At 46.3% G+C, this 23331-nt stretch carries 13 protein-coding genes and 1 riboswitch; of the genes, 6 read left to right on the top strand and 7 right to left on the bottom strand.

Annotated features, from left to right (window positions below; translation table 11 throughout):
• Positions 1-102: 102 nt before the first annotated feature.
• Positions 103-567 (top strand): transposase, encoded by a 465-nt coding sequence (locus NFI80_RS08875; RefSeq protein WP_235163377.1) that lies wholly within the window; start codon positions 103-105, stop codon positions 565-567.
• A 137-nt stretch (positions 568-704) separates the two neighbouring features.
• Here NFI80_RS08875 and NFI80_RS08880 read toward each other — a convergent pair whose 3' ends face one another.
• The 6 genes from NFI80_RS08880 to NFI80_RS08905 all read right to left on the bottom strand — a co-directional run bounded on the left by NFI80_RS08880 (position 705) and on the right by NFI80_RS08905 (position 11246).
• The gene (locus tag NFI80_RS08880) at positions 705-3683 is read right to left on the bottom strand and encodes a DPP IV N-terminal domain-containing protein (protein ID WP_235163376.1); all 2979 of its coding nucleotides are present in this window, start codon (positions 3681-3683) and stop codon (positions 705-707) included.
• 11 nt (positions 3684-3694) lie between these two features.
• The gene (locus NFI80_RS08885) at positions 3695-5131 is read right to left on the bottom strand and encodes a SusD/RagB family nutrient-binding outer membrane lipoprotein (RefSeq protein ID WP_235163375.1); all 1437 of its coding nucleotides are present in this window, start codon (positions 5129-5131) and stop codon (positions 3695-3697) included.
• Positions 5132-5142: 11 nt separating this feature from the next.
• Positions 5143-8394: a SusC/RagA family TonB-linked outer membrane protein gene (locus NFI80_RS08890; protein WP_235163374.1), complete on the bottom strand. Its 3252-nt coding sequence runs from the start codon at positions 8392-8394 to the stop codon at positions 5143-5145.
• A gap of 10 nt (positions 8395-8404) precedes the next feature.
• On the bottom strand, positions 8405-9358 hold the full coding sequence (locus NFI80_RS08895; protein ID WP_235163373.1) for a cytochrome-c peroxidase: 954 nt from the start codon (positions 9356-9358) through the stop codon (positions 8405-8407).
• Positions 9359-9375: 17 nt separating this feature from the next.
• Positions 9376-9834 carry a protein-disulfide reductase DsbD domain-containing protein gene (locus NFI80_RS08900; protein ID WP_235163372.1) on the bottom strand — a complete coding sequence of 153 codons (459 nt, stop codon included), beginning with the start codon at positions 9832-9834 and terminating at the stop codon, positions 9376-9378.
• 98 nt (positions 9835-9932) lie between these two features.
• Positions 9933-11246 carry a peroxiredoxin family protein gene (locus NFI80_RS08905; protein ID WP_235163371.1) on the bottom strand — a complete coding sequence of 438 codons (1314 nt, stop codon included), beginning with the start codon at positions 11244-11246 and terminating at the stop codon, positions 9933-9935.
• A gap of 291 nt (positions 11247-11537) precedes the next feature.
• On the opposite strand from NFI80_RS08905, the gene NFI80_RS08910 reads away from it, so the two are divergent.
• The 5 genes from NFI80_RS08910 to NFI80_RS08930 all read left to right on the top strand — a co-directional run bounded on the left by NFI80_RS08910 (position 11538) and on the right by NFI80_RS08930 (position 19264).
• Positions 11538-12848, top strand: a complete 1311-nt coding sequence (locus NFI80_RS08910; protein WP_235163370.1) for a hypothetical protein — start codon at positions 11538-11540, stop codon at positions 12846-12848.
• A 121-nt stretch (positions 12849-12969) separates the two neighbouring features.
• A riboswitch (SAM riboswitch) is annotated at positions 12970-13071 on the top strand.
• Positions 13072-13281: 210 nt separating this feature from the next.
• On the top strand, positions 13282-13908 hold the full coding sequence (locus NFI80_RS08915) for a YceI family protein (protein ID WP_235163369.1): 627 nt from the start codon (positions 13282-13284) through the stop codon (positions 13906-13908).
• Positions 13909-14151: 243 nt separating this feature from the next.
• Entirely contained in the window at positions 14152-16905 is a 2754-nt protein-coding gene (locus NFI80_RS08920; RefSeq protein WP_235163368.1) for a TonB-dependent receptor, read from the top strand.
• 25 nt (positions 16906-16930) lie between these two features.
• The gene (locus tag NFI80_RS08925; RefSeq protein WP_235163367.1) at positions 16931-17725 is read left to right on the top strand and encodes a DUF4397 domain-containing protein; all 795 of its coding nucleotides are present in this window, start codon (positions 16931-16933) and stop codon (positions 17723-17725) included.
• 657 nt (positions 17726-18382) lie between these two features.
• On the top strand, positions 18383-19264 hold the full coding sequence (locus tag NFI80_RS08930) for a HEPN domain-containing protein (protein WP_235163365.1): 882 nt from the start codon (positions 18383-18385) through the stop codon (positions 19262-19264).
• Positions 19265-19271: 7 nt separating this feature from the next.
• On the opposite strand, the gene NFI80_RS08935 is transcribed toward NFI80_RS08930, so the two are convergent.
• A complete protein-coding gene (locus tag NFI80_RS08935; protein ID WP_235163364.1) occupies positions 19272-23063 on the bottom strand; it encodes a hypothetical protein in 3792 nt (1263 codons plus the stop codon).
• Positions 23064-23331: the final 268 nt, after the last annotated feature.

Genomic DNA, 23331 nt, shown 5'->3' on the forward strand with positions numbered 1-23331 from the left:
TAATGCGGGCGGTTGTTGAATGGAAGAGCAAACACTTACCAGTATTTATTATTTCTATACTAATTCCATAGATTATATATTTATATCAAAAAATATGTATTTTTGGAAAAGAATAGAATCAAGAAAAATATGCTTGCGAAGGATGCGATAAGACTTTACAAAGACGAGGACCTTGCCATTGAAGCCTTTAAAGAGTATCGACTTCAAAAAGGGATCTTATGCAAAAAATGCGGTGGGTCCCACCATTATTGGCTGGCTTCCAAACAACAATTTCAATGCAAAACATGCAGGTTTCGCACTACACTTCAGAGTGGGACGCTACTGGAAGGTAGCAAACTTCCTATTTCGTATTTTTTTCTGGCTTTGTACCTGCTTAAAAATAGCCAGAGAGACCTGTCTGTGGCCGAATTCCAAATTGAAACGGGTCATAAGTACAGTGAGCCGCTCTACGATTTTCTGCGCAAAGTAAAGGTGTATCTCAAAACGGAAGATCAGAATTCAATACTAATAACCTTCCTGGAAGTCGCCAGCGCCTCCTTGCACAACAGCTCTGCGGATAACCTTTGAGTCCTTGAATACGTGGGCCGCCGCTGACGCCTCATCTTCACGGCGGCGGACGCGACATCTGCTCCCGGTGAGTTACATGACCATACGTGTAAGTTACCGCGACGCATCGCCTTGCTTACCAGATTACCCCACAATCCCTACTTTGCTCGGTTCAGCAATGCATTGATATCACTAACAATACCATTTTTAATTACAGTCTTCACATTTAGCAAATCCTTGATATTAGTTAATGGATCACCATCCAAAATGATCAGATCAGCCAGTTTCCCAGCTTCAATACTGCCCAGGTCATCTCCTACTCCTACTGACTCGGCAGACCACAATGTGGCCGACCGCAATGCCTGAAAAGGAGTAATTCCGCCATCGACCCAGCTTTGTAGTTCAGCATGCAGACTCACTCCCGGTGCTATAATAGGCGAATCCGTCCCCGGCGTAACACGCCCGCCAGCAGCCAGGATTGCTTTTAGTGTTTTTTGAATGTTGCCAAATGAGGTCAGAAATGCAGGATTTGTCTTCAACCGCAACTCGCCTGATTCCCTTAGTTCCTGAATTGATTCTTTGGAATAAAAAGATTGAAACTGACGGTTATCAAAAAACGCAGTGTCTTTGTTAATCAGATAATGCAGTCCGCCGTGGAGCGAAGCCGTTGGCGTAATGTTCAGACCCAATTTGGCAATGATCTGCACAACGTCCTGGTAAGAATTATTTTCCGCCGATAGTTTGGTAGAATAGCCCCGCCGGCTGGTAGCGCCGATATGCTCGACTGCATCGACACCATAACCCGCAGCGGGGAAAATCTCGTGAGATGAAACGGGAATGCCGTTTCTGTGTGCAAATTCGGTGACCTGTTTTTGCAAAGAATCAGGCATGCGCACGTAGGTCTTGATCATATCGTAACCAAGTCTTACCGACCTTTTAAGCTCCTGATCGAGCTGCGCGCCAGCCCGGTTGCTGACGGCAAGGCCATAATAAATGCGGTTTCCGTCCATCAATGCCCCGGCGTAAAACGTTCGCGGACCTTTGCGACGCCCACTTTCCCAGGATTCTTTCCTTTCTACCACATCATAAGGCTCCGTTCCCGGCTCGCGCGTGGAAGTTATGCCGTAAGACAGCCACAGTCTGCCGAGCTGCTCACCGGCCAAAGCCGACTGGTGCGTGTGCATTTCAAACAGTCCGGGGATCACCACACTTTTGGACGCGTCAATCACCTTTCCTTTTCGTGATGCATTGTGCGGCTCGATCTTCCTGATGCGGTTCCCTTCGATCAGAATGTCCACATTCTCTTGGTATTTCTCATTTTTTCCGTCAAACACTTTTCCGGCGTGAATGGCGTAATGTTCTTTGGGCTGCTGTGTTTTCCAGGTCAGGTCTAATGAAAATGTTTCCTGTTTCCCATCGCGCAGATTGACTTGTTTTAATGCATCCGTGGCAATAAAAACAATGTGCTCTGAGTCAGCCGTCCAGCTAAAACCTTCCGACAGCTCGCGCGTCCATTGCTTAGGCACGCCGGTCAGCTTGCCCGCTTCAATGGGAACCGTCCACAGGTAACCATCCAGTCCGTAGGCGAGCGATTTGCCGTCTGGCGACCAGTAGGGGCCATTTTTGCCTCTTGCGGCAGGCGTCCGTTCCGCAACGGGCGCAATGAAATCGCCCTTTTTTTCTTTGACATTAATGAGCAAAAATTCACTCACACCTTCCCGATAACGCGTTGAATAAGGCTGCAAAGCAGAAAGGATAATGGATTTTCCGTCCGGCGACCAGCTTGGCTGTGAAGCATCGAACAATGGCGCATATACCAGCTCGGACTTTGTGGTTTTCAGGTCCAAAGTTTTAAGTGAAGTGCGCAGCCAGCCTTTCGGATCAGACTCATAATAAGCGATTTGGCTACCGTCCGCCGACCAGCTCGGATATTTGATCGCATGTTTTGCGTCCAGCAAAAGTTTATCCTGGCCGGTGGCTATATCCCTGACCCAAAGATCCGAGTTACCATTCCGGTCGGAAGCATACGCAAGCTGCTTTCCGTCGGGAGACCAGGCCGGGTCTATTGCAATGAATTTATCATCTGTAAGTTGCAGCGGCTTTGCAGTCCCTTTTGTCAACAGATACAAATCACCCAATGCGGTGAACGCAATCTGTTTTCCGTCGGGTGAGACAACCGGGCTTCTAATTCCCAGCACGGACTTAACCTTTTCAGAATCAAAGTCCCGCTTTTTTCTTGCGTACGTATGCCGTCCTACATTTACCTGCGCTTCAAATGAAATGTTGGTTGATGTTTTGTCTCCCAATTTTCCTTTTTTGATTCGGCCGCTTGACGTATAGAGATAATCGTTTTCAGAGATCCAGGCTGCGCGGAAAGGAAAAACATCTTCTTCCGGTCGGGACAATGTCTGCCACTCGCCGCCACCTGTCTGGACAAAGTCCAATGTGCTTTCGCCTTGCGTTACACTATTAAAAATGATCCACTTCCCGGAAGGATGCCAAGAAGGCGAAGCCAGCTTTTCCTTACTGCTGACCAGCAGCTTTTCCGCACCATTTGCATCCTGCACATAAATGCCGCCGCCTGCTTTTCGCTCTGAAACATAGGCCAGCCTGCCATCAGGCGAATATGCAGCGAAATAATCGTTGGCGGGATCGGTCGTGAGCTGTTTCAGTTTTCCGGAAGCAAGCTCAACGTGCCAGATATCATAGTTACCACTGCGGTCGGAAGAAAAGGCGATAAGGTTTCCGTCAGGCGACCAGTAAGGTTCGCGATCGTCATAAACGCCCGTCGTAACCTGATTTAAACCGGTGCCATTTTTATTAACTGTCCAAATATGATAGGTTCCATCCCGGTACGATTGAAAAGCTAACTTTTGACCATCAGGTGACCAAGCTGGCTGCCGAATGTCGCCTAATGCATCCGAAATGGGTACTGCTTTTCCTCCACCAATTGGCAGAATCCACAATGTTCCCTGCAAATCAAAGGCGATCGTTTGTTTGTCCGGCGACAAGGCCAGCGCAAAATTGGTACCCTCAGTGAGCGTAATTTTAGTTGAATCCGATTTGAAATCCTGGCCTGAAACGCCCATGCCGAAACTCAGAAACAGCAATGCAAGTAATCCGATGCTTTTAGTCATTCTCAGTTCAATCACTTTTTATTGACCGGTGTTGGTTCAAAAACACCCGGAACCGGATTGGGCGCATTGGTATTCGAATTGACTTCGTCCTGCGCGTATACAAATCGCTCAGGCAAAACACTGCCGTTGTTGGCAGGAACCGGTACAACTACTGCCTCTTTTCGGGTCCTTCTCAAATCATTGAAACCTAAGATCTGACCAAAAAAAGTAATATACCGTTCTTCCAGGATTTCCCGCAGCAGCGCGTCACCGGCCGCTTCGCGTTTTTTATTGGCAATCCCCCCAGCGGTAAAATCAGCCGCGACGTACGGTTCGTATTTAAAATTCCCTTCGCGGTAAGTGGTGCCGATGTAACCACCTTCATTCAGATAAGCGCGGTATTTGTTCAACTGCAAAAGCCCTTCTTCCAACCCATTTACCCGGTAACCCGCCTCAGCAAGGATCAACTGGTTTTCCTGGAAAGTGATCAGTGGAAATGGTGCGTCCTGCGCAAAAACGCCTTTTTTGGTTGCTGTGCTGGTGTAGTTATGTTTGAAGCTGGATTTCACACCATTGGCTTCTGTGTAAGTAAGGTAGAAATTCAAACGCGCACGCTCGTCGGTTTTTGCATCACCGCGATAGGCTGCACTAGCCGGATCGAGGATCGTGGTGATGTAGGCGCCTTGTGAATCAATGTCTGTGATGGAGCGGCCGGTAAAATAGAAATTCTCATTGATACCCGAGGAAGTTCCATGCGGCGCCAGCAGCGAACCTTCTGCGTTTTTTATGCCGAGCTGCGCTTCTTTGTAAGCATTTGCATAGTCTCGCACGTCCAGATAAAAGCGCGCTTTGAGCGTATGTGCCACGTCGATCCATTTAGTCGTATTTCCGCCGAAATGAATGTCGGCTACCCCAGGCGTTGTTCCCTGGTTGGTTTCCAGGTCTGCGATGGCATCATCGAGCAGCTTTTGTAACGATTTGTAAATATCCTCCTGCTTGTCAAAAACCGGATTTGGGAACTGTGCAATGTCGGCAGCCTGCGCGAAAGGCACGTCGCCCCAGCCGGAAGTTGCCGCACCCGCTGCATGCGCCTTGACCACTTTTGCAATGCCCGCAATAACGCGGTTATTGGTTAGCCTGGCCTGTTCTTCTAACAGTTTCGTTTGCTGCAATACGCCGTAGTAAATGTTCTGCCAAGAAACATTGAACAGTCCACCCGAGGCATTGTAAAAATAAATGTCGCGGTACTGGCGGTCAATGCCAGTGAAGTAACCAGACCAGAGTCCGGCAACCCGCGCAGTGTGACCTTCGTGAATGCTAATATTTCCGAGCTGTAAACCTGTCAGCAATAATGTCGCCGAGGCTTGTGCAGGGTTATTGGGATCGGTATTGAGCTCGTCCACAACGCTTTCGCAGGACAGCAAAACCATCAGTAGGGGAATAAAGATACATCGCTTGAAGCGTTTCATACTCTTAAATTTTAATAGGTTAAGCGCAAAGTCAGGATGAGCGAGCGGGTTCCGGGGGAGTTGAACCAATCCATATTTCGGGCTAGCGGGTCGCCGGTCAGGTTGGTATCGGGGTCAATGCCTTTGATTTTTGACCAGAGAAAAAGATTTCTTCCGGTTACCGAAAAATCGATTGATTGCAGCGGAATCACTTTGCGGAATTTCTCGCTGTCCAAATGATAGCTCAAAGACAATTGCCGCAGGCGCGTCCAGCTTCCGTCGCTGATCATATGCTCTTTCAAGTCACTGAAACCGCCGCCGATCGAGGTGTAATAGGGTTCGTCGAGCAGCACCGGTCCACCGCCGAAATCGTGCAGATTACCGCGGACGGTCGTTCCTGCCGCAAACACTTTCCCCGTATAGTTTTTAACATCCTGCGTCAGTGTTACCTCTTTGCCCACATCGGCATGTGTACCAAAATTATACATCACCGCGCGGGTACCTTCATAAAAATCACCTCCCTGTGAAGTTTCGAACAATACGTCGAGCGTGAGTTTTTTATAACGCAATGTCGTGCCCAGTCCACCGCGCCAGTCCGGATTCGGGTCTCCGATGATGCCACTGATAGAGGCCAGCTGTGGAAAATTGTTTTTGTCCAGCGCGAGTTTCCCATCTTCTGTCCGCTGGTATTTTCCATACCAAAACACGCCCACCGGCTGACCTTCTACGGCGCGCACGTCGATAGAACCGCTGATGCCAGTCAGGAATAAGGAGCTGGTTCCCGCAAGGTCAGTCACCTTGTTTCGATTGCGATTCACATTAGCATTCACCGACCAGTTAAAATCCTTAGTGCGGATCAGATCCAGCGCCAGATCAGCCTCGATGCCTTTATTTTGCAGTGTGGCCGCATTGGTATATTTACTCACAAAACCTGTTGAGGCTGGAAGGGTAACGGGAATCAGCAGGTTATCGACTTTATTTTGATAATAGGTAAAACCAAAACGGGCTTTATTGTGCCAGAGCCGCAGGTCTGCCCCGATCTCATACTCCGTTTTTCGTTCCGGGCGCAGCTTATCGTTTCCCTGCTCTGGACTTTGCAGGAATGCGCCGTTCCCATATTGCGAGCCGGCAATGTTATCACCTAAAATCCCTTGCGAGAATGCGGCTGCCAGGTAATTTGTCTGTGTTTTGTAAGGCAGGGGCTGCACGCCTACTACTCCAAATGACGCCCGCAGCTTGCCAAAGTCCAGTCCTGAATTTTCCAGAAAAGGTAGGTTCGAAAACTGCCACGCAATATCTGCTGACGGATAATAGAATGTGTTTTTCGCATTTTTACCAAAAGCCGAGCCAGCCTCCGCAGCCAGCGAGACATTTACAAACACCGAATTGAATACGGATAAACCGGCCGTGTTGTAAAAACGCGCATTACGGATGTGCGAGCGGACTGTGGTTGGTGTGCGGTTAGCGGAAGTGGCGTTCGAAGGATTGGCCGGAGCGTCGGGAATGATAAAGTTTTTAACGTCCAGATTGTCGTTCAGATAACGCCGGTCATTGACATTGAAGCCGATCACGTAAGTCAAGGCATAATGTTTACCAAAGTCTTTCACAAAACGCCCGATCAGATCCGTGTTTAGTTCCGCTTCTTTGAACAGCCTGTCGACAAACTGCCCACGTCCATTGTTGCTCAGATCGTTAACCGGGAAATAATCCAGCCGCTCGTCGGTGTAGGTGTCATAACCTGCCCGGGCGATGAGCTCAAACCATTCAACCGGCTTGATGCCCAGCTCCACGCTGTTCAAAAACCGATTGACAGAAGAAGTGTATTTCTGTTCATGAAGCGCCCATACCGGGCTCCCGATCAACGGGTTTGCAGACGCACCAAGGTAACTTCTGTACGTGCGCTGGCGGTTGAACTCCGGCGAGGCCGACGGGCTGGCGTAGTAGGTTCCTTTGTAGTCGGATACATCGAAATCAGGCGCATTTCTAAGTAAACCCACAGGCGCGCCCGAATTATTGTTTCCCCTGCCCTGCCTGTTGGAAGTGATCCTGCTCATTGTAGAATTGGCAGCAATGCGGAAAACATCAGTGAACTTGCGTTCGGTGTTGAGTTTAAAACTGGTTCGTTTGTAATCGCTCGCGCCATTGAAAACACCTTTTTGATTTAAATGTCCGGCGCTGAAATAAAATGTGGATTTTTCGGTTCCGCCGCTAACGCTCAATGTGTTGTCAGCCGCAGTACCGGTGCGAAAAACCTGGTTGTAGTTCGATTCGTTGAAGGTTTCCCTGGAATTTTTCGTGACGATCGGATAATGTTTGGTCCCATCCTGCGCTTCGAAATAGGCTCCTGTCGTATTCAACTCGTCGGCCGCTCCGGAGCGGTCGGCTATTTTGTCTCCCCAGGAATTGGTACCGGCAGGATTGTATTTACCTCCCGCTCCCTGCCCGAATGTGTTTTGTCTTGCGTGAAATGCATTCACCTCATCAAAAGAATACGAAGAATTGAACGAAATGCTCAGTTTTTCGCCGCTGCCCTTTTTGGTCGAGATCACGATCACGCCGTTGGCGGCACGTGAACCCCAGAGCGCTGCGGCGGATGCTCCTTTCAGGATCTGGACCGAGGCAATGTCATTGGGATTGATATCGTTCAGGCGCGATTGCTGCGATACATTTCCCTGCGAGCCTCCCTCACTTGAATTGCTCAATGGAACACCGTCCACAATAATCAGCGGCTGATTATTGCCGGTAATGGTGCTCAGTCCTCTGATCTGAATGAAGGATCCCGCTCCGGGGTCACTGCTATTTTTATTGATTTGCACGCCAGAAGCCTTACCAGCCAGACTGTTTATTAAAGTCGGTTCACCTGAGGCGGTAATCGCTTTTGCGTCGATTTTGGAGCTGGTCGCTGCCAGTTTATCCGAGCTTTCCTTAAAACCAAGCGCAGTAACGACGACTTCGGAGAGCTGCTGCGACGACTCTCTCAGTGCAACATCAACTTTGGTTCTGGTACCAATCGTCTGCTCCACCGGATCATAGCCGATAAAGGAAAACACGAGCACATTGTCGCTTTCATTGATACTGAACTGGTAACTGCCATTTGCATCGGTGGAAATACCCTTGCTGGATCCTTTCACGACCACATTCACACCGGGTAGCGGACTATTGTCCTGAACAGACGTCACTTTGCCGCTGACTACTTTTTCTTGCGCAAAAGCGATATTAAAATCGACAGACGCAAGCGTACAGAGCAGCCACAAGCTGCCGGCTTTTCGTAAATTTTTATACATAGATATGAGCTTATTTTTTCTTGAACCGGTCGTCAGTCAATGCCTCCAGAAATGCTACAATGTCATCAACTTCGCCGTCGGAGAGGTTGAGCGAGGTGCCCAGGGACAAGTCGCGTTTGATGCTGTTACTGACAAATTTGTCGGGTGTGTTATAATATTGAACGACTTCTTTGAGTGTTTTGAACATCGCATTGTGCATGTACGGTGCAGTGACGGCCACATTACGCAGGCCGGGCACTTTAAACAGACCGATGTGAGCGCTGTCTTTGGTGACTTTGAACCGGCCGGGATCAGTCAATTCCTTTCCATTAAAAAGGCCAATGTTCTTAAAACGATCGGCAGTAAAGTCCTCGCCGGAGTGGCAAGTGGCGCAACCCGCCTTACCGATAAACAGTATACGTCCGCGAACCGCTTGTTCAGACATCGCCTTTTCATCCCCGTCCAGATATCGATCGTAAGGTGTGTTGGTGGTTTCCAATGTTCGTTCGAAAGAAGCGATTGCACTCAGCAGATTTCTTTGGTTTACCTCTGTTTTAAAAATCTTTTGAAAAGCCGCGCTATAGAATGTATCCTGCTTTAAACGCTCTACAGCCTGTTCGACCGGTAGGTCCATTTCGTCATGGGCCAACAATGGGCCAAGTATCTGCTCTTCCAGCGAAGCCGCCCTTCCATCCCAGAAAAATTCTGTACGCCCCGAAAGGTTCGTTAGCGCCGGGCTGTTTCGCGAAACTCTGGTTCCTTTATCACCCACACTGAAGGCAGCGGTGTCAGCGAACGCAAATTGTGGAATGTGACAGGAGGCGCAGCTGATGGCTTTTCCTCTTGACAAAATAGGGTCGGAAAATAACTTTTCACCCAGCTCTGCCTTCGTGGAAACGTCATTTTCCTGATGCTGAAATGCCACAGTTATCACAAAAAACAACGCAGCCGAAAGAACGGTAACAATTTGCTTGACTTTGAACATGCTGATGAATTTCTGTTTCAATTAATCCGAAAAGACTCCTGGAAAGGAATGCAAAGGCCGTCTTCGTTGCTACACAAGAGCCCCTTTATGGTTCCCGCAACATTAAATCCGTTTTTTGAAACCTTAATTTTCTGCCGGAACTGTGCCTTCTCGGTGAAATAGGTGTACTGCACATCCCAGGTGGGGTCAGTCGTTTTTTTGGGCTGAATAGGGTTAATGGTGCCTATCAACTGATACGAATCGGTTTCCACAAATTTGAATTCAGTAGGAAGCGGACCGATTTCGTTTTTGAAATCACTGGAATAGAGCTTCCAATTTTTATCAATCGAAGCTGAGAAAATGAGCTCGACTTCATCACCTGCTTTCGCATTTTTGCTAGAAACGGATACATTCCATTTAGAGATGTCAGAAGGTTCCTGGGCGAAAACATTTACAGATGTAAGTAGAAAAAGGAAGAACAATTGCTTAAACAACATACTCGTGCGGCATTAAAGTGAAGGATTAAACAACTGCAAAGTGAGAACTCTCCCTTGCAGTTGTTCAGATTACCAGTTAGCGTACCAAATCACCCTTTTTATTTCCCACTTTTCGCAGGAGTAGTATTGGCCGACGAGAAAGTGGCCGGAACGGGCTCAGCGATTAAAGCGTCAAGATCCTTATTCCATTTGGCAACATAATCCTCGAAATATTTTCCGGTAACCGTGCCGGTGTAGCCCGTGTGGATCTGCTTTACCTCGCCATCACGACCGATGATGATCGTGGTTGGAAATGCCATCATGCGGTTCAGTGCAGGCAGTTTTTCGGAAGCGACCTTCTTGTCTGCAATGCCGCCGAAAAGAATGTCGTACTCAATGCCGTACTTTTTTTTCAATGTGCCCAGCGTGTATTTGGCATAAGCAAGATCGTCTTTTTGTTCAAAACCGATCGCAATCGCTTCTACGCCGCGCTTTTTGTTTTCTTTAAACCAGGGCGAAAGGAAAGCCGTCTGATCTGTGCAGTTCGGGCACCAGGTGCCGATGATTTCGACGATCACCACTTTACCTTTGTATTTGTCATCGCTGAGCGAAACTTGCTTTCCGTCCAGGTCAGGCAAGGTGAAATCCAGTTTGGTATATCCTTCTTTCAAATAGGTCAGTTTGTATGGGTCTGGCAATGCTGCCTGTTCGTTCTTGGCACCTTCAAACTTGGTATTGTCGTAAATACCCGAGCTGATTACACCCGTGATGGAGCCATCTTCATTAATTTTTCCTTTATAAACCCTTGGGTTAGGACCAGAAAAATGGGAAAGCACAAATTCATCGCCTTGCACAACGCCTTCCAGCTCGCGGCTGTCCCCTACTGTTGACATTACCACGCCGGTCAGTTTGTTTCCTTCTTGTTTGAGAAGCGCTACATTATCAGGCATTTTGGCTTTGCTGAAAACCTGCAAATCCCATTTGCCGCTCAAATTGTGTTTGGTAGGCTGCTCTTTGCCTTTTTCTACAAAGCGATAATCCTTGCCATGCTCGGCTGAAAATGGCAACGAATTCCCCCGGAAGCCAGGCACCAGGCTGCGGTATTCACCTGTAATCTTTCCGTCTGATTCCACCTTTGCGACCAATGCTGCATCATAAGTGTTCATTTTTACAAAAATCGAATCCGCGCCGATTTTTGTCACATGGAAATCGTCCCTTCGTGAGCCGTTCAGCAGCGTCAGGATCGGATCCTTTGCGTTTTTAGCATTGTACTCGAAATTGAATGGAATGTGTGTTTCGCTAATTACAAACTCCCCGCGCCAGATACCCTGCTTGGGCGATTTAGCACCAGGCTTGTCTGCCGTTGCTGCAAAACTGCTTAAAAGCGTGGCACCTGCCAAAGCCACAACCTTGATCTTGTCGTTGATTTTCATACAACTTGTGTTGTTAAAATGGATAATAGTTAACATATATTCTTGCCAGACAAGCTGAAAGAATCCTCACTGGACCGGAAACATTTGCAGGATTTTTTCCGGTATAATTGTTAACCTATCAAAGGTGGTTTTTAAAAGGTCGTCGTTAGACTTGTACAAATGTAGATCACATCTCTATTAAATTTGTAGACTTAATAGAATAATTCGATTTCATACCACCAAACGGATTGCACAGCAAAAGTCTGCCTTCTACTTTTGTCAGCGTCAATTCATTCACATTTCATTTTTACAATGTCATTACCGAAAGCACCTTCGGCGTTTCCCAGCTGGAAAACGCGCGAAAAGATTGCATTGCGCGCCGCGCTGATTTATGCTGTTATTAGCACAGTACCCTTTACGCCTGAATTCTACCAACAGGATTTCGACGCAGGTTTCAATGTAAATTCCTACAAATTCCGATGGCTGGATGCGCTCTCGCAAAACAAGCCCTGGTTTTTCGAGAGTCAGGAAGGCAAGAACTACACGGGATGGTTCGTCACAGTCGTCATATGCCTGCTGGCAGGATGGGCTTGGGACCGGCTCGACAGAAAGCGCATTGATTTTGAGAAGCTGTATTACTGGTTTTACACCGCGGCGCGCTATGGCATTGCGCTGAGAATGTCCTGGTTTGCTTGGGCGAAAGTGTTTCCGGTGCAAATGCCGTTTCCGACAATCAGTCAGCTGAACACCAACCTGGGCGATTTCACTCCGGGTAAGTTATATTGGCTGACCACCGGCGTATCGCCGTTTTTTGAAGTTTTCGCGGGATTTTTCGAGCTGGCGGCAACGCTTTTTATCCTTTTCCGGCGGACTACCACACTCGGGGCCCTGATGATGGTGGCTATTTTGGTGCCGATCTGGTTTGTTAACATTGGTTACGACGCGGGTGTGGAGCTTGCGAGTTTGCACATTCTCACGCTTTCGCTGATGCTTTTGGTGCGGGATGGCAAACGGTTTTATGAAATTTTAATTGAGCACAAGGCTGTTGCACTGACATATGTGCCAAAGATCACCTTTGCCCAAAATTGGAAGAATAGCGCCCTTCTTGCGTTCAAATATGCATTCATTTTCCTGTTCATCATTCATCGCGGTTACAGTTACGGGACCTTGTATGCGAGTGGCAAGACCTTCAAACTTCCCTTGGATGATGGACTTGCCGGATTTAGCGGGTTCTATCACGTGGCTGATTTTAAGCTGAATAGCAACACAATCCCGGATGCGATTGGAGACACCACGCGCTGGCAGAATGTCGTATTCGAGAAGTTCAATTCCATCAGCATTAAAATTGACAAGCCTTTCAAGCTCAACACGAAGAATTCAATCCGGACCACGGAGTATTACGGCAATATCGGCCGGTATTATTATGGGTATTCTGCCGATACGATCCATAAGTTGTTGGTATTAAGAAACCGCGCTGACACGTCGAGCAAGCTTCTTTTGAGGTATGAAAGAGTTGATCCAAACAAAATTCTTTTGTCAGGGACAAACGAAGCGAAAGACTCGATTTACGTTGTTTTGAATAAGATTAACAAGAAATATCCCCTTGAAGAAAAGCGCAAATAGCATTAGGCGACGCATTTCCTGGTGGCATGATCTCGAAATAATACTATTGAGTTTTGACATTCCGCAAAAGATGACTTTACCTTTGCATCGTCTTACGATTACTACCTGCAAAGTAAAAGTGGATTTATAAAGAAAGAGGGAGAGACAGGCTCGGCGAACTCTTAGCAACTTTCCAGGGTGGAATCAGTGCTAACCTGCCTAACATTTTTAGGAACTATAAATTTACAAATCATGTCCAGAAAAAGCATCCAAATCCGCCCGGTCCCCTGCGCAACCAAATGTTGTCCTGAGGACAAATGGAGAAGCTAATCAGCTTAAACTGAGTAATCGTGTCTACCGAACATTAAAACGCCTATTCGCGTTCGATAGCATTATTTTATCACATTTAGTCTACAAAACCAATAGACTTAATATTTTAACCATTCAATTTATTATGAAAAAGACCATTTTATCCGCATTGTCGCTCGCTACACTTGGCTTGGCATCTTTCACAAATACTGTAAAAGAAAATCCGTACACAGTAGACACACAGAAAAGCAAGCTGGTATGGAATGCTAAAAAAGTAACCGGCGAGCATTCGGGCCTGGTTCCCATCAAGAGCGGCACGTTACTGGTAGACGCTGGAAAATTAAAGGGCGGCAACTTTGAAATCGATCTGAAAGATCTCACAGTAACTGACCTGAAAGACCCTGAATACAACAAAAAACTGACCACACACCTGAAAGGCGAGGACTTTTTTGCTGTCGAGAAACATCCAACCGGCAAGTTAAATATCACCTCAGTAACGCCCTCCGGTGCAAATAAATACAATGTGAAAGGTAAGCTGACGATCAAAGGCATTACCGAGGATGTTGCATTTCCGGCAGAGGTGACTACAACAGGGAAAAACCTGACAGCTAATGCGAAGATCACGATTGACCGCACCAAATACGGCATCAAGTATAATTCCAAAACTTTCTTTTCCGCGATTGGCGACAAAGCAATTGACGATACTTTCAACCTGGACGTCTCGCTTATTGCAACAGAATCTGCTTCTACAACCAAGGCTAGCGTGAAGTGATATTGCCTCTTGTTGTACTATAACATTGCTTCTGATTTGGCGACGGAGGGATGACGGGTTTACTTGTCAAGTCAGCATGTGCAGGAATTCGGACAGGAACTGCAGGCTCCCCAGCCCGAAGAATGGACATCGCTGCGATTCCGTCGTCACCAAATCAGAACACCAATTACTAACGTATAAAGTTGTGCGTTATTAGGGTTCCATGCGGGCTATCGTCAGATGAAGCCATAAACACCTCTTTGAATGAAAAGATATATTCTACTATTATTTGTATTTGCCGCCTTTAAATCTTTCGCCCAGCAGCGCATACTGAACGGAAAAGTAACAGATGCCGTGAGCGGCGAAGCGTTGCCAGGTGTAAATGTGTCGGTAAAAGGCACCAGGCAAGGCACGCTGACTGATGCAGACGGAAAATATGCATTGAACCTGATCAAAGGGGAAACACTAGTGTTTTCATTCGTCGGCTTTTCCGCGCAAGAAGCTAAAATATCAGCTGAAAATCAATACGATATCAGTCTGCAACCTAGCTCGCAGCAGTTAGGCGAAGTGCAAGTGGTGGGTTCCAGAAATGCGAACCGCACCAAGCTGGATTCTCCGGTTCCGGTCGATGTGATCGATTTGAAACCACTTTTGGAATCAGCGCCGCAGGTCAGCATTACACAGCTTTTACAATATGTTTCACCTTCGTTTCATTCGGTAAATGGCAGCAATGCCGGTGATGCCGGTTCTGCGCTGAACCTCTCACAACTAAGGGGTTTGGGCGTGGATCAGGTGCTGGTTTTGGTGAATGGAAAACGGCGGCACAAAAGTTCAAACATCAACTGGGGCGGGCTTGGAAACGGGGCCACAGGTTATGATCTGAATTCGATTCCGACCGCCGCCATCCAGCGCGTTGAGATCCTCCGTGACGGGGCAGCTGCGCAATATGGTTCGGACGCAATTGCAGGCGTTATCAATATTGTTTTGAACAAAACAACTGAACAACTGACACTTAGCTCAACGGCCAGCACCCGGCGAAGAGGAGACGGAACCACCACCCGCACGAATGCAAACTACGGATTCGCACTGGGCAAAACAGGCGGTTACCTGAATGCAACCGCGGAATTCGCCACGCAGGCCATTGCGCTTTTACCTGGAAATGATCATGCCGGCTTATACTTGGGCCCTATTTACGGCGGCGGTGCCAACACCCGGAATTACGACGCGATATACACCAAAGAAATCGACGAGGAAATCCTAAAAAACAGGGGAATAGACAGGCACTTTTTTGACCGTCGAGGCGGCGGTTCCAACAAGGCCAAAGATGCATTGCTATTCTTTAATGCGGCTGTGCCTTTGCGACAAAATGCGGAAGTATATGCATTTGGCGGCATTAGTCACCGCAATTCCCAATTCACCGCCGTGTTCCGACTGCCGGGCTGGACTGAGCGGAACAATGCATTCCTCTACCCTGATGGATTTTTACCGGCCATGGAAAACATCATCACCGATAAGTCCCTGGCGGTGGGTGTGAAAGGCAAGATCCAGGATTGGGACGTGGACATTTCGAATGTTTATGGCAAAAACGACTTTGGGAATGTGATTACCAATTCGTTGAATGCCAGCCTCGGCCTAAAAACGCCCAGGACGTTTGATGCGGGCAGCTATAATGCAAGCCAGAATACGGGCAGCATCGACATCAGCCGTTATTTTGACCGAGCCTTAAAAGGAATCAATGTTGCCTTTGGCGCGCAATATCGCGTGGAAACTTACCAGATCGTTGCTGGTGAGTCCGCTTCTTATTCAAAAGCAGATTTGCGAACGGTTTATGGACTTGATACAACAGGAACAGGCATTGTTTATAACACCAATGAGGGTCAAATCGGTCTGAATGGTCTCTCGCCGGGTTCGCAGATCCACGCTGGTTTCCGGCCTGAAAATGCTGTGAATGTAAACCGTTCCGTGCTGGCAGGTTACGCGGATCTCGAGGCAAATATTACGACAAACTGGCTTGTTTCAGGGGCGCTGCGCCTGGAAAGCTTCTCCGGGCTGGGCAATGTAACAACCTATAAAATTGCTTCGAAATACAAGATTGCCGACTGGCTGGGCATTCGCGGCTCGCATAATACAGGCTTCCGCGCTCCGGATCTTGCTCAATATTATTATACTGAAACCTCAACCAGTTTTCAGCAGGGCCGCGCAATCGATCAGGTGACAGCTTCTAACCAAAGCGCCGCTACCCGAGCGCTCGGCATTCCTACTTTAACGCCTGAAAAGTCAAAGGGATACACATTGGGGATCACTTCTCAGCCGCTGAAAAACGTTGAATTTACGGCAGATGCTTATTGGGTGGATGTCAATAACCGGGTCGGAAACACGGGAAATTTTTCGGCGACCGACGTCAATTTGCCGCTCGAAGTACGCAGCCTTTTTGTGCAAACGGGCACGACCCAGGCTAAGTTTTTCTATAACTCGTTTAGTACTAGAACAAAGGGATTGGAACTCACGGGAAGTTACCGCACGCCGTTCCGAAGCGGAGGACTGACGTTTTTGCTGGGGGCCAATTTTGTAAAGAATGAGGTTGTCAGCGTGAATACGCCGAAAGGTCTGGAAGCATACCGCTACATTATTTTCAACGATGGAGAAAAAGCGCGGGTAACTTCTCACATTCCCGGAACGAAAGTGAATTTACAGGGAAGTTACAAGGTTGGCAAACTGACTTATATGGTGCGCGGCATTTACTTCGGCTCAGTTACAACGGCATTGGCATTGAATGCAACATTTCCCAGACCGGACTATTTCTTCCAAAAGCTCAACCCGATCTGGGTCGTGGACGCCTCTGTGGCTTACTCCTTTACAAAATCCATCCAGGCAGTCATTGGTGTAAATAACGCCTTCAATGAGCTGGGCGATTATTCTGACCCAAAACTCTCAGCATTGAACAACCCATCCATTGTTGGCCTGCAAAACGGAAGCGCTGGCATTCAGCCATTTATCCGGATCACAGCTCGACTTTAACACCCAAATTCATCTCTTCGAACTTATGATATCCACATTGTCTTTTTCAAAACGCCTGCTGCTGCTCTTCGCCGCAACAGCAACATTAGCTAGCTGCAAAGACACCAGTTACCTGGACATCGACGCGGCAAAACGCCCGCCACTGAGCGCCTACATTAGTTTTGTCAATGCAAGACCCGTCAACTCCGCCCTCAGTTTCTGGACATTTACGGATAAGATTACGCCAACGCCCGTCGCCGTCAACAAGGCTTCTGACTATTACCCCACCGTTTTCGGCAATGTGCAAATCAATTTTACCGAAGGCACCAACACAAGCTATAAAGCCTCGTACCAATTCGGTAACAGCGCAACATTCACTGCAACCGGCAGGCCCAACGGCCCGATCGCCACATTTTATCACACGGTAATCGCAGCCCGAACAGAGAATAACAAGTCGGATTCGCTGATCCTTTTTTACGACGATCTGAAAGCGCCGGAGGCGGGCAAGGCCAAGCTGCGATTCGTAAATCTGTCGCCGGGCGCGGGCACATTGAATGTGTTGAGTAACGGGAAAGCCTTATTCAGCAACGTCGCTTATGGCCGTGCTGCCAACTCTGCCTTGTCGGGAGAAGCATTCAGCGCCTGGTCGCTGGGGCCATTTCAAAGTATCAACCCAGGTCCTCACGCGCTGACATTATCAAACACTGCGAACGGAACTACGCTCGGCGCAGTGGGTAATTTCAATCTGGAAGCCGGGAAAATTTATACGGTATTTACAAGCGGGCTCGTCCAGGGCAGCCCAAACCTGGCTTTCAATATTTTGGAGCATCCGGTGAAGTAGCTGATTGATAGCTCCCTGCTAAACCGATTTTGTTTGTAGCGGAGATTAAATTAGCTGTTTCAGACCTCATATCTTCTACTAACTTTCTGGCAACGAAGGTATCGTAGATAATTTTCAATTTTGGTCAGTTCCTTGAAAAAGCTTGTCGCCGGCTTATCTCCATAGATCGGGGAACTGACCATTCCGTCCGCTGAAAATAAACTCACTATCTGCTCAACAGCGCCATTTGAGAGATATTCAATGTATTTCGTTGCTACTTCACTTTTTGTCATGATTCATTTTTAGGGGTTAAGTATATAGCAAAAGTAGGATACGCTGGGAAACATTAAAATCCAAAGGAGCGATTCTGAATTTTGGAGTAAGTTGCGGCTACCGGGCACGAGGAATTGCGTGCTTACTCACTGCGGCAATGGCAAGAAATTGATCCCGCTGTCGAACCCATTTCATTTGATACAAAGCCGGACGGCCGGATCGCGATCAAAGTCCGTCAAATCATAAAGGATTTGGACGGTCAAGTTTTAAGCGACACGCTCTTATTTCATGTCTATACTTTTGGAAGAGGAAAGGTGCGGGCGATGGCAATTGAGCATTAGTTTAAGCTTTTAATGATTTTTGAAATTTTGTATCTTACCAAAATTTCAGAAACCCCACACACAAATGAAGACCTCCCTCACCCACCTCCCACAAAACAAACAGGACCAACTAAAAGCTCTTACTCAAATTATCCTCGACAAAGTCCCGGCTGAAATGATCATTCTCTTTGGCAGCTACGCGCGGGGTGACTGGGTTGAAGATTACCAGGAGAAGTACGAGTATGTAAGCGATTTTGATATTCTGATCATTACTAAAGACAGGCTTTCCGCCAAGCAGGGAAAGAAATGGTGGGATTTGGAAAAGGAATTGATGGCTAATGAGGATATCACGAGAACAAGCATCATCTATCACAGCATTGGTTTTGTGAACGACAAGATCGAGCGGAATTATTATTTCTTTGTAGATATACTGAAAGAAGGTGTCATACTTTTCGATTCTGGAAAATTCACCTTATCTGAGCCGAAAGACCTGAATCCGACACAAAGGGTTGAAAAATCGATAGAAGAATTTGAGCATTGGTTTGAAAGTGCAAATCTATTTGTGGAAACCTTCGAATTTTTGTGTCAAAAAGCAGATGGCAGGTCAGCATATTATAATAATGCAGCATTTGAACTTCACCAAGCTACGGAAAGATATTATGCAGCTGTCCTTCTGGTTTTTACTGATTACAAGCCTAGAATACATGACATTGAGATTCTTGGGAATCAAGTTATTAAACAGCACGCAGAGTTTGCGACTGTTTTTCCTATGACGACCGAGGACGAAAAGCGGCTGTTTGCGCTTCTTAAAAAGGCGTATATTGATGCGAGGTATAATAGGAATTACAAGATTGAGAAGGTGGAATTGGAGTATTTAGGGAGTCGGGTGGCGTTGCTGAGGGATTTGACGGAGCGCATTTGTCGGGAGAGGATTGGGCAGTTTCCTGACAACCAAGCATATAGCTAAAAAAACATTATTCAAAGCTTTCATTTTGGTTTTGGTAACGTTGTTCCTCAAATCTTCGAACATAAACTATCTTTTCATTCCACTGATTAAATTTGAGCCGCGCCCATGTGGCGAGTTCCTGATTGGGATAGTCGAAAACAGCAGTAAACAGGGTCAGGTGAGCCGCATATGCACTTGCGCGAAATTGATAATTTAACGTATTTTCAACTTCGTCAAGTAATTCTCTTAAAATCGGAGCACCTTCAATTAATTTCCAGAAGATCGGCTTCCATTTAAGCTGTCCTGATTTCTCAGTACCTTCATAGCCAACAATAGCCCCGCCAAGAAGCTTATATCGCTCAAGAGGATCGTCATTACACCAACTTAGAAGTAGGTCTTCCGATAAAGTAGATAGATATGCATCATACTTTTCGAAGTTGCGGTGAAAATCAATCCATTCAACATACTCATTGGGAATTCCCTTTTCTAGCAAAGTATCCAAGAAGCAAATTGGTTGAACTTTGACTAGTCTTCTCAATACACCGCCGAACCATCGACTACCGCGTTGCCCGCTTCTTATTAAACGCATAAGCCTTAATGCAAATTCACTAGCAGCGTTAAAAGCACTCTCTCCTTCAAAACAAATTTGGACTACATCGGCAACTTTATAATTATCATCCGATTTTAACTCCTTCTCTAAGTCTAAACCCAATAGAAGTTGCCTGCCGATACTGAGCATCTCGTCCGTCATATCATTTGATGAACCGGATTTTACAACGTGGCATTTGTTATATAGAATTTCGAATGCCGCTTCCCGCCCATTAGGTCGACTAGATATCTTCCTGGTTAAATCTGTTAAATCCTCGGGAGATATATTCGAATTAATAAGGGAATAACGAAGTGTTTTGAATTCTTCAGAATGAATTTCTAAATCGTCCAAAGCTTGTTGAAGATATATTAATCCATTCGGACTGATGAGAATTTCAGACTGTAATGGCAATAGCATATGTTTTAATTCTGGAATATTTACTATTTGGTCGAGAATCTGGTCAGAATACATTTCGCTGTTTTTACTTGCCCCACGAATCCAGCCTTTCAACATATATGTCTGTCGTTCGCTCACTGGCAATGACAAGTAGCAAAGCAAAAGCTTATTCCAAACCGTCTCTTTGTCTGTGGCACCATAATAAATCCCTTGCGCTAACTGAGTAATATCAGTATTTACAACTAGGAATAGTGACCGCAATAATCTATCCAAAGTATTTATATCTTTTGCTAACTCAACGCCTAACTCTTCATAACGATGTAGTATCTTCTCATATCCTCTTTCATCGTCATCTAGCACCACATCGGCAATACCCATTCCGTCAGCATCAGATATAAAATATGCTACTATTTGTTCAAATAAATCTTTCGGCTTCAATGATTTTTCCAACGCCAAAAGTCTCTGCTGAACCGCTATTTCCTCATCTTTTAAATCATATCGAATAATAAACGAAATTGCAAACCATCCCTGGCCCCAAAAACCATTGCGCGTCATTCGCTCACAAATCGATTCAACCAGGTCCAACAAATGCCCCTCGGTCCACATACCTCGCAGCTTTGAGGCGAGGATATTTTGAACGATAACTCTGAATGGTGTTTCATCATCCAGCATTTGAAAACACTGTTGAACCACTTTGATAAACCAATTTTCATATTCATCCGAATTCTGAGGCGATATTCCGAAATCACGTAATCTTGAACCGAAATTAGGATTAGGGTATGACCTAAAATGCCATGCTTCGAGCGCCGCATCGATTAACTCTGTGGCAAGCTGTTGCTCGACCGCAACCTTGGAATCCCATAACTTCTTGACAACCTGCATACGCACATTGACGGAAGCATGTGTACCCGACCCGATTATGTAGTACATTGCGCTTAATTCTGCACGGATTGGGTTTGTATTCTCACCAACTTTTTCTGTTAATGCAATTGCCGTCATCACATTTGCACCTCTCACAAACAAGTGTTCCTCATACGCAATATGCCTGAGAAGGCGGACGAACCTGGAAAAGTGTCTGTTATCTCGACTTGCAAATTTATCAGGCATTAAAGCCTTCGCCCTTTCGATAGCAGCCAAGGCATGCTCCGGAACTATCGTTGCCAGATTTTCAAAAATCGACATTTGGAATTCATTCAAATTACTTACGTCATTCATCCACCCAATTTCCGGTGCCAGCAAGTTCTCTACAATATCTTGCGCTCGCTCATTATCCGGAATATAGCTGAGCCGCCGACTGAATGAACGGATCATTCGTTCATTACCTTTGCACAGCAAGTATTTATTAATGGAAGAATCAGTTACGAGCGCCAAACCTCGTATCGCCAGCCTGTTTGCAATAGCATGAGGAAGCACCGCTCTGAATTTCCCACGGGATTGTACGAGCTTGCGATCTTTGAGTTCTGCGGTATGTTTAAAGAGAGTGTGGGCTGGAATGGAACTCATAAGACTAAGTATTCCAAGTTCAGAGCTCTCCGACTCAATATTCTCTATTTCATAAGAGTAAACCAGAGAAAGTATTTCCGCTGAGCTTTTCAAGCTATCATTTTCAGGATTTCTTTGATTAAAGAGTCTGTCAAAAAGCTCATTATTTCGAAGGTGACCTATTGACTCGCCCGGCTTCACGGTGTTAGCTAGAGCAATAGCCACGCGAGCATTGCCACCGGAAACGTCGGCAATTTTCCATGCATCCAACTCACCAATGTTAGGAAATCGTCTTAAAATCAGTTTTTGAATAAGCTGATCACTGGAAGGTTCCAGATGAAAAACTCCGGTTTCATCTGGCAGATCGTCTCTAACATCGTATTCGATCGTCAGCAAGCTTATGGAATGCGGCTGGCTTTTCAACTTGTTTACCACGTCAGTATGCAGCTTAGGAGTGCAATTGTCAATGATGAGAATGACTTTATCCTGGCTAGCCACAAGCTGCTCTACCAAATTCTGCGGACTTGGTGTGGGCTCAAAAGAAATATCGGTGTAGATGACGATGGATTTATCTAAAAACTCACTTCCAATATTCTCATCAAAAAGCGCTTGTGCAAGCCGGGTCTTTCCTACGCCTGATAACCCGGTAAGCCTCAAATAACTTCCTGGTTGAGAAAGCAAGTTTCTCATTTCGGAGATTCCACTTTCAATTGTCATTTCGAAACTATTACAATTTCTTTTATCAATAAGTCGGCAATCCTCGTCAAGAAGATAAGTTTCGCCAGTTCCAAGATTTAATGTCCAGTCATCATAGGCTTTCCAGCCAAATACAGGTCGTTTGGCTCGTTGTCGAACCCACAAAACAATTGAAGGACTTTCCCGCACCCATGACGCTATACGCCCTCCATGATAATAATCGACCATTATGTCAAGCTCGCCAATAATCTTCTTCATTTCGGTGATCCTTGGATTGTATCGTTTGGTTTCGACACTATGACCAGACACTATAATATAAGCGCCGCCGGTTTTTGCAAGCGCAAATATGCTCTCGCGAAGTTCTCCCGAACGTTTCATTTCTTTTCGAATCAAAGCCGGAGTCATATCTGTGACTTTGCTTTGAAATATGACATGTGAACGAGGGATGTAAGATCCTGTCGGAAACTTAGTGTCGGAGGTTACCAATACATCTATACCATCATCGGGTGCATCCTGCGGACCTCCCCATTGAATAGCCTTCGATGAAATCCCGTTTTTCCTGCATTCAGCTTCACATAGTAACCCAATAAGACTTCGCAACTCTGTATCATTCAATGCAGCGATATCCTTATCGGCAATTTCAAGCAATTCAGTCATATCTTATATTTATCGCAACAACCAATTAAATCAAACACTATCCTAAAAAGCCAATAATTTACAAATAAGATCACATTTATCTTTGTAAACCGTTACATAAGTTATCAATTCAAAAAGAACAAAACATCCTAATACTTGCTATGACAGATTGATTCGTAATTGGTATTGAATTTTGAGATTTTGGGGCTCACTGCCTTACCCGACAGTCCAAATTTGTAATTACTATTTAATTTAATTTCTATTCCCTCATGAAAATCGTCGCTTCTAA

The organism is Dyadobacter chenhuakuii, assembly GCF_023821985.2.
Taxonomy (GTDB): Bacteria; Bacteroidota; Bacteroidia; order Cytophagales; family Spirosomataceae; genus Dyadobacter; species Dyadobacter chenhuakuii.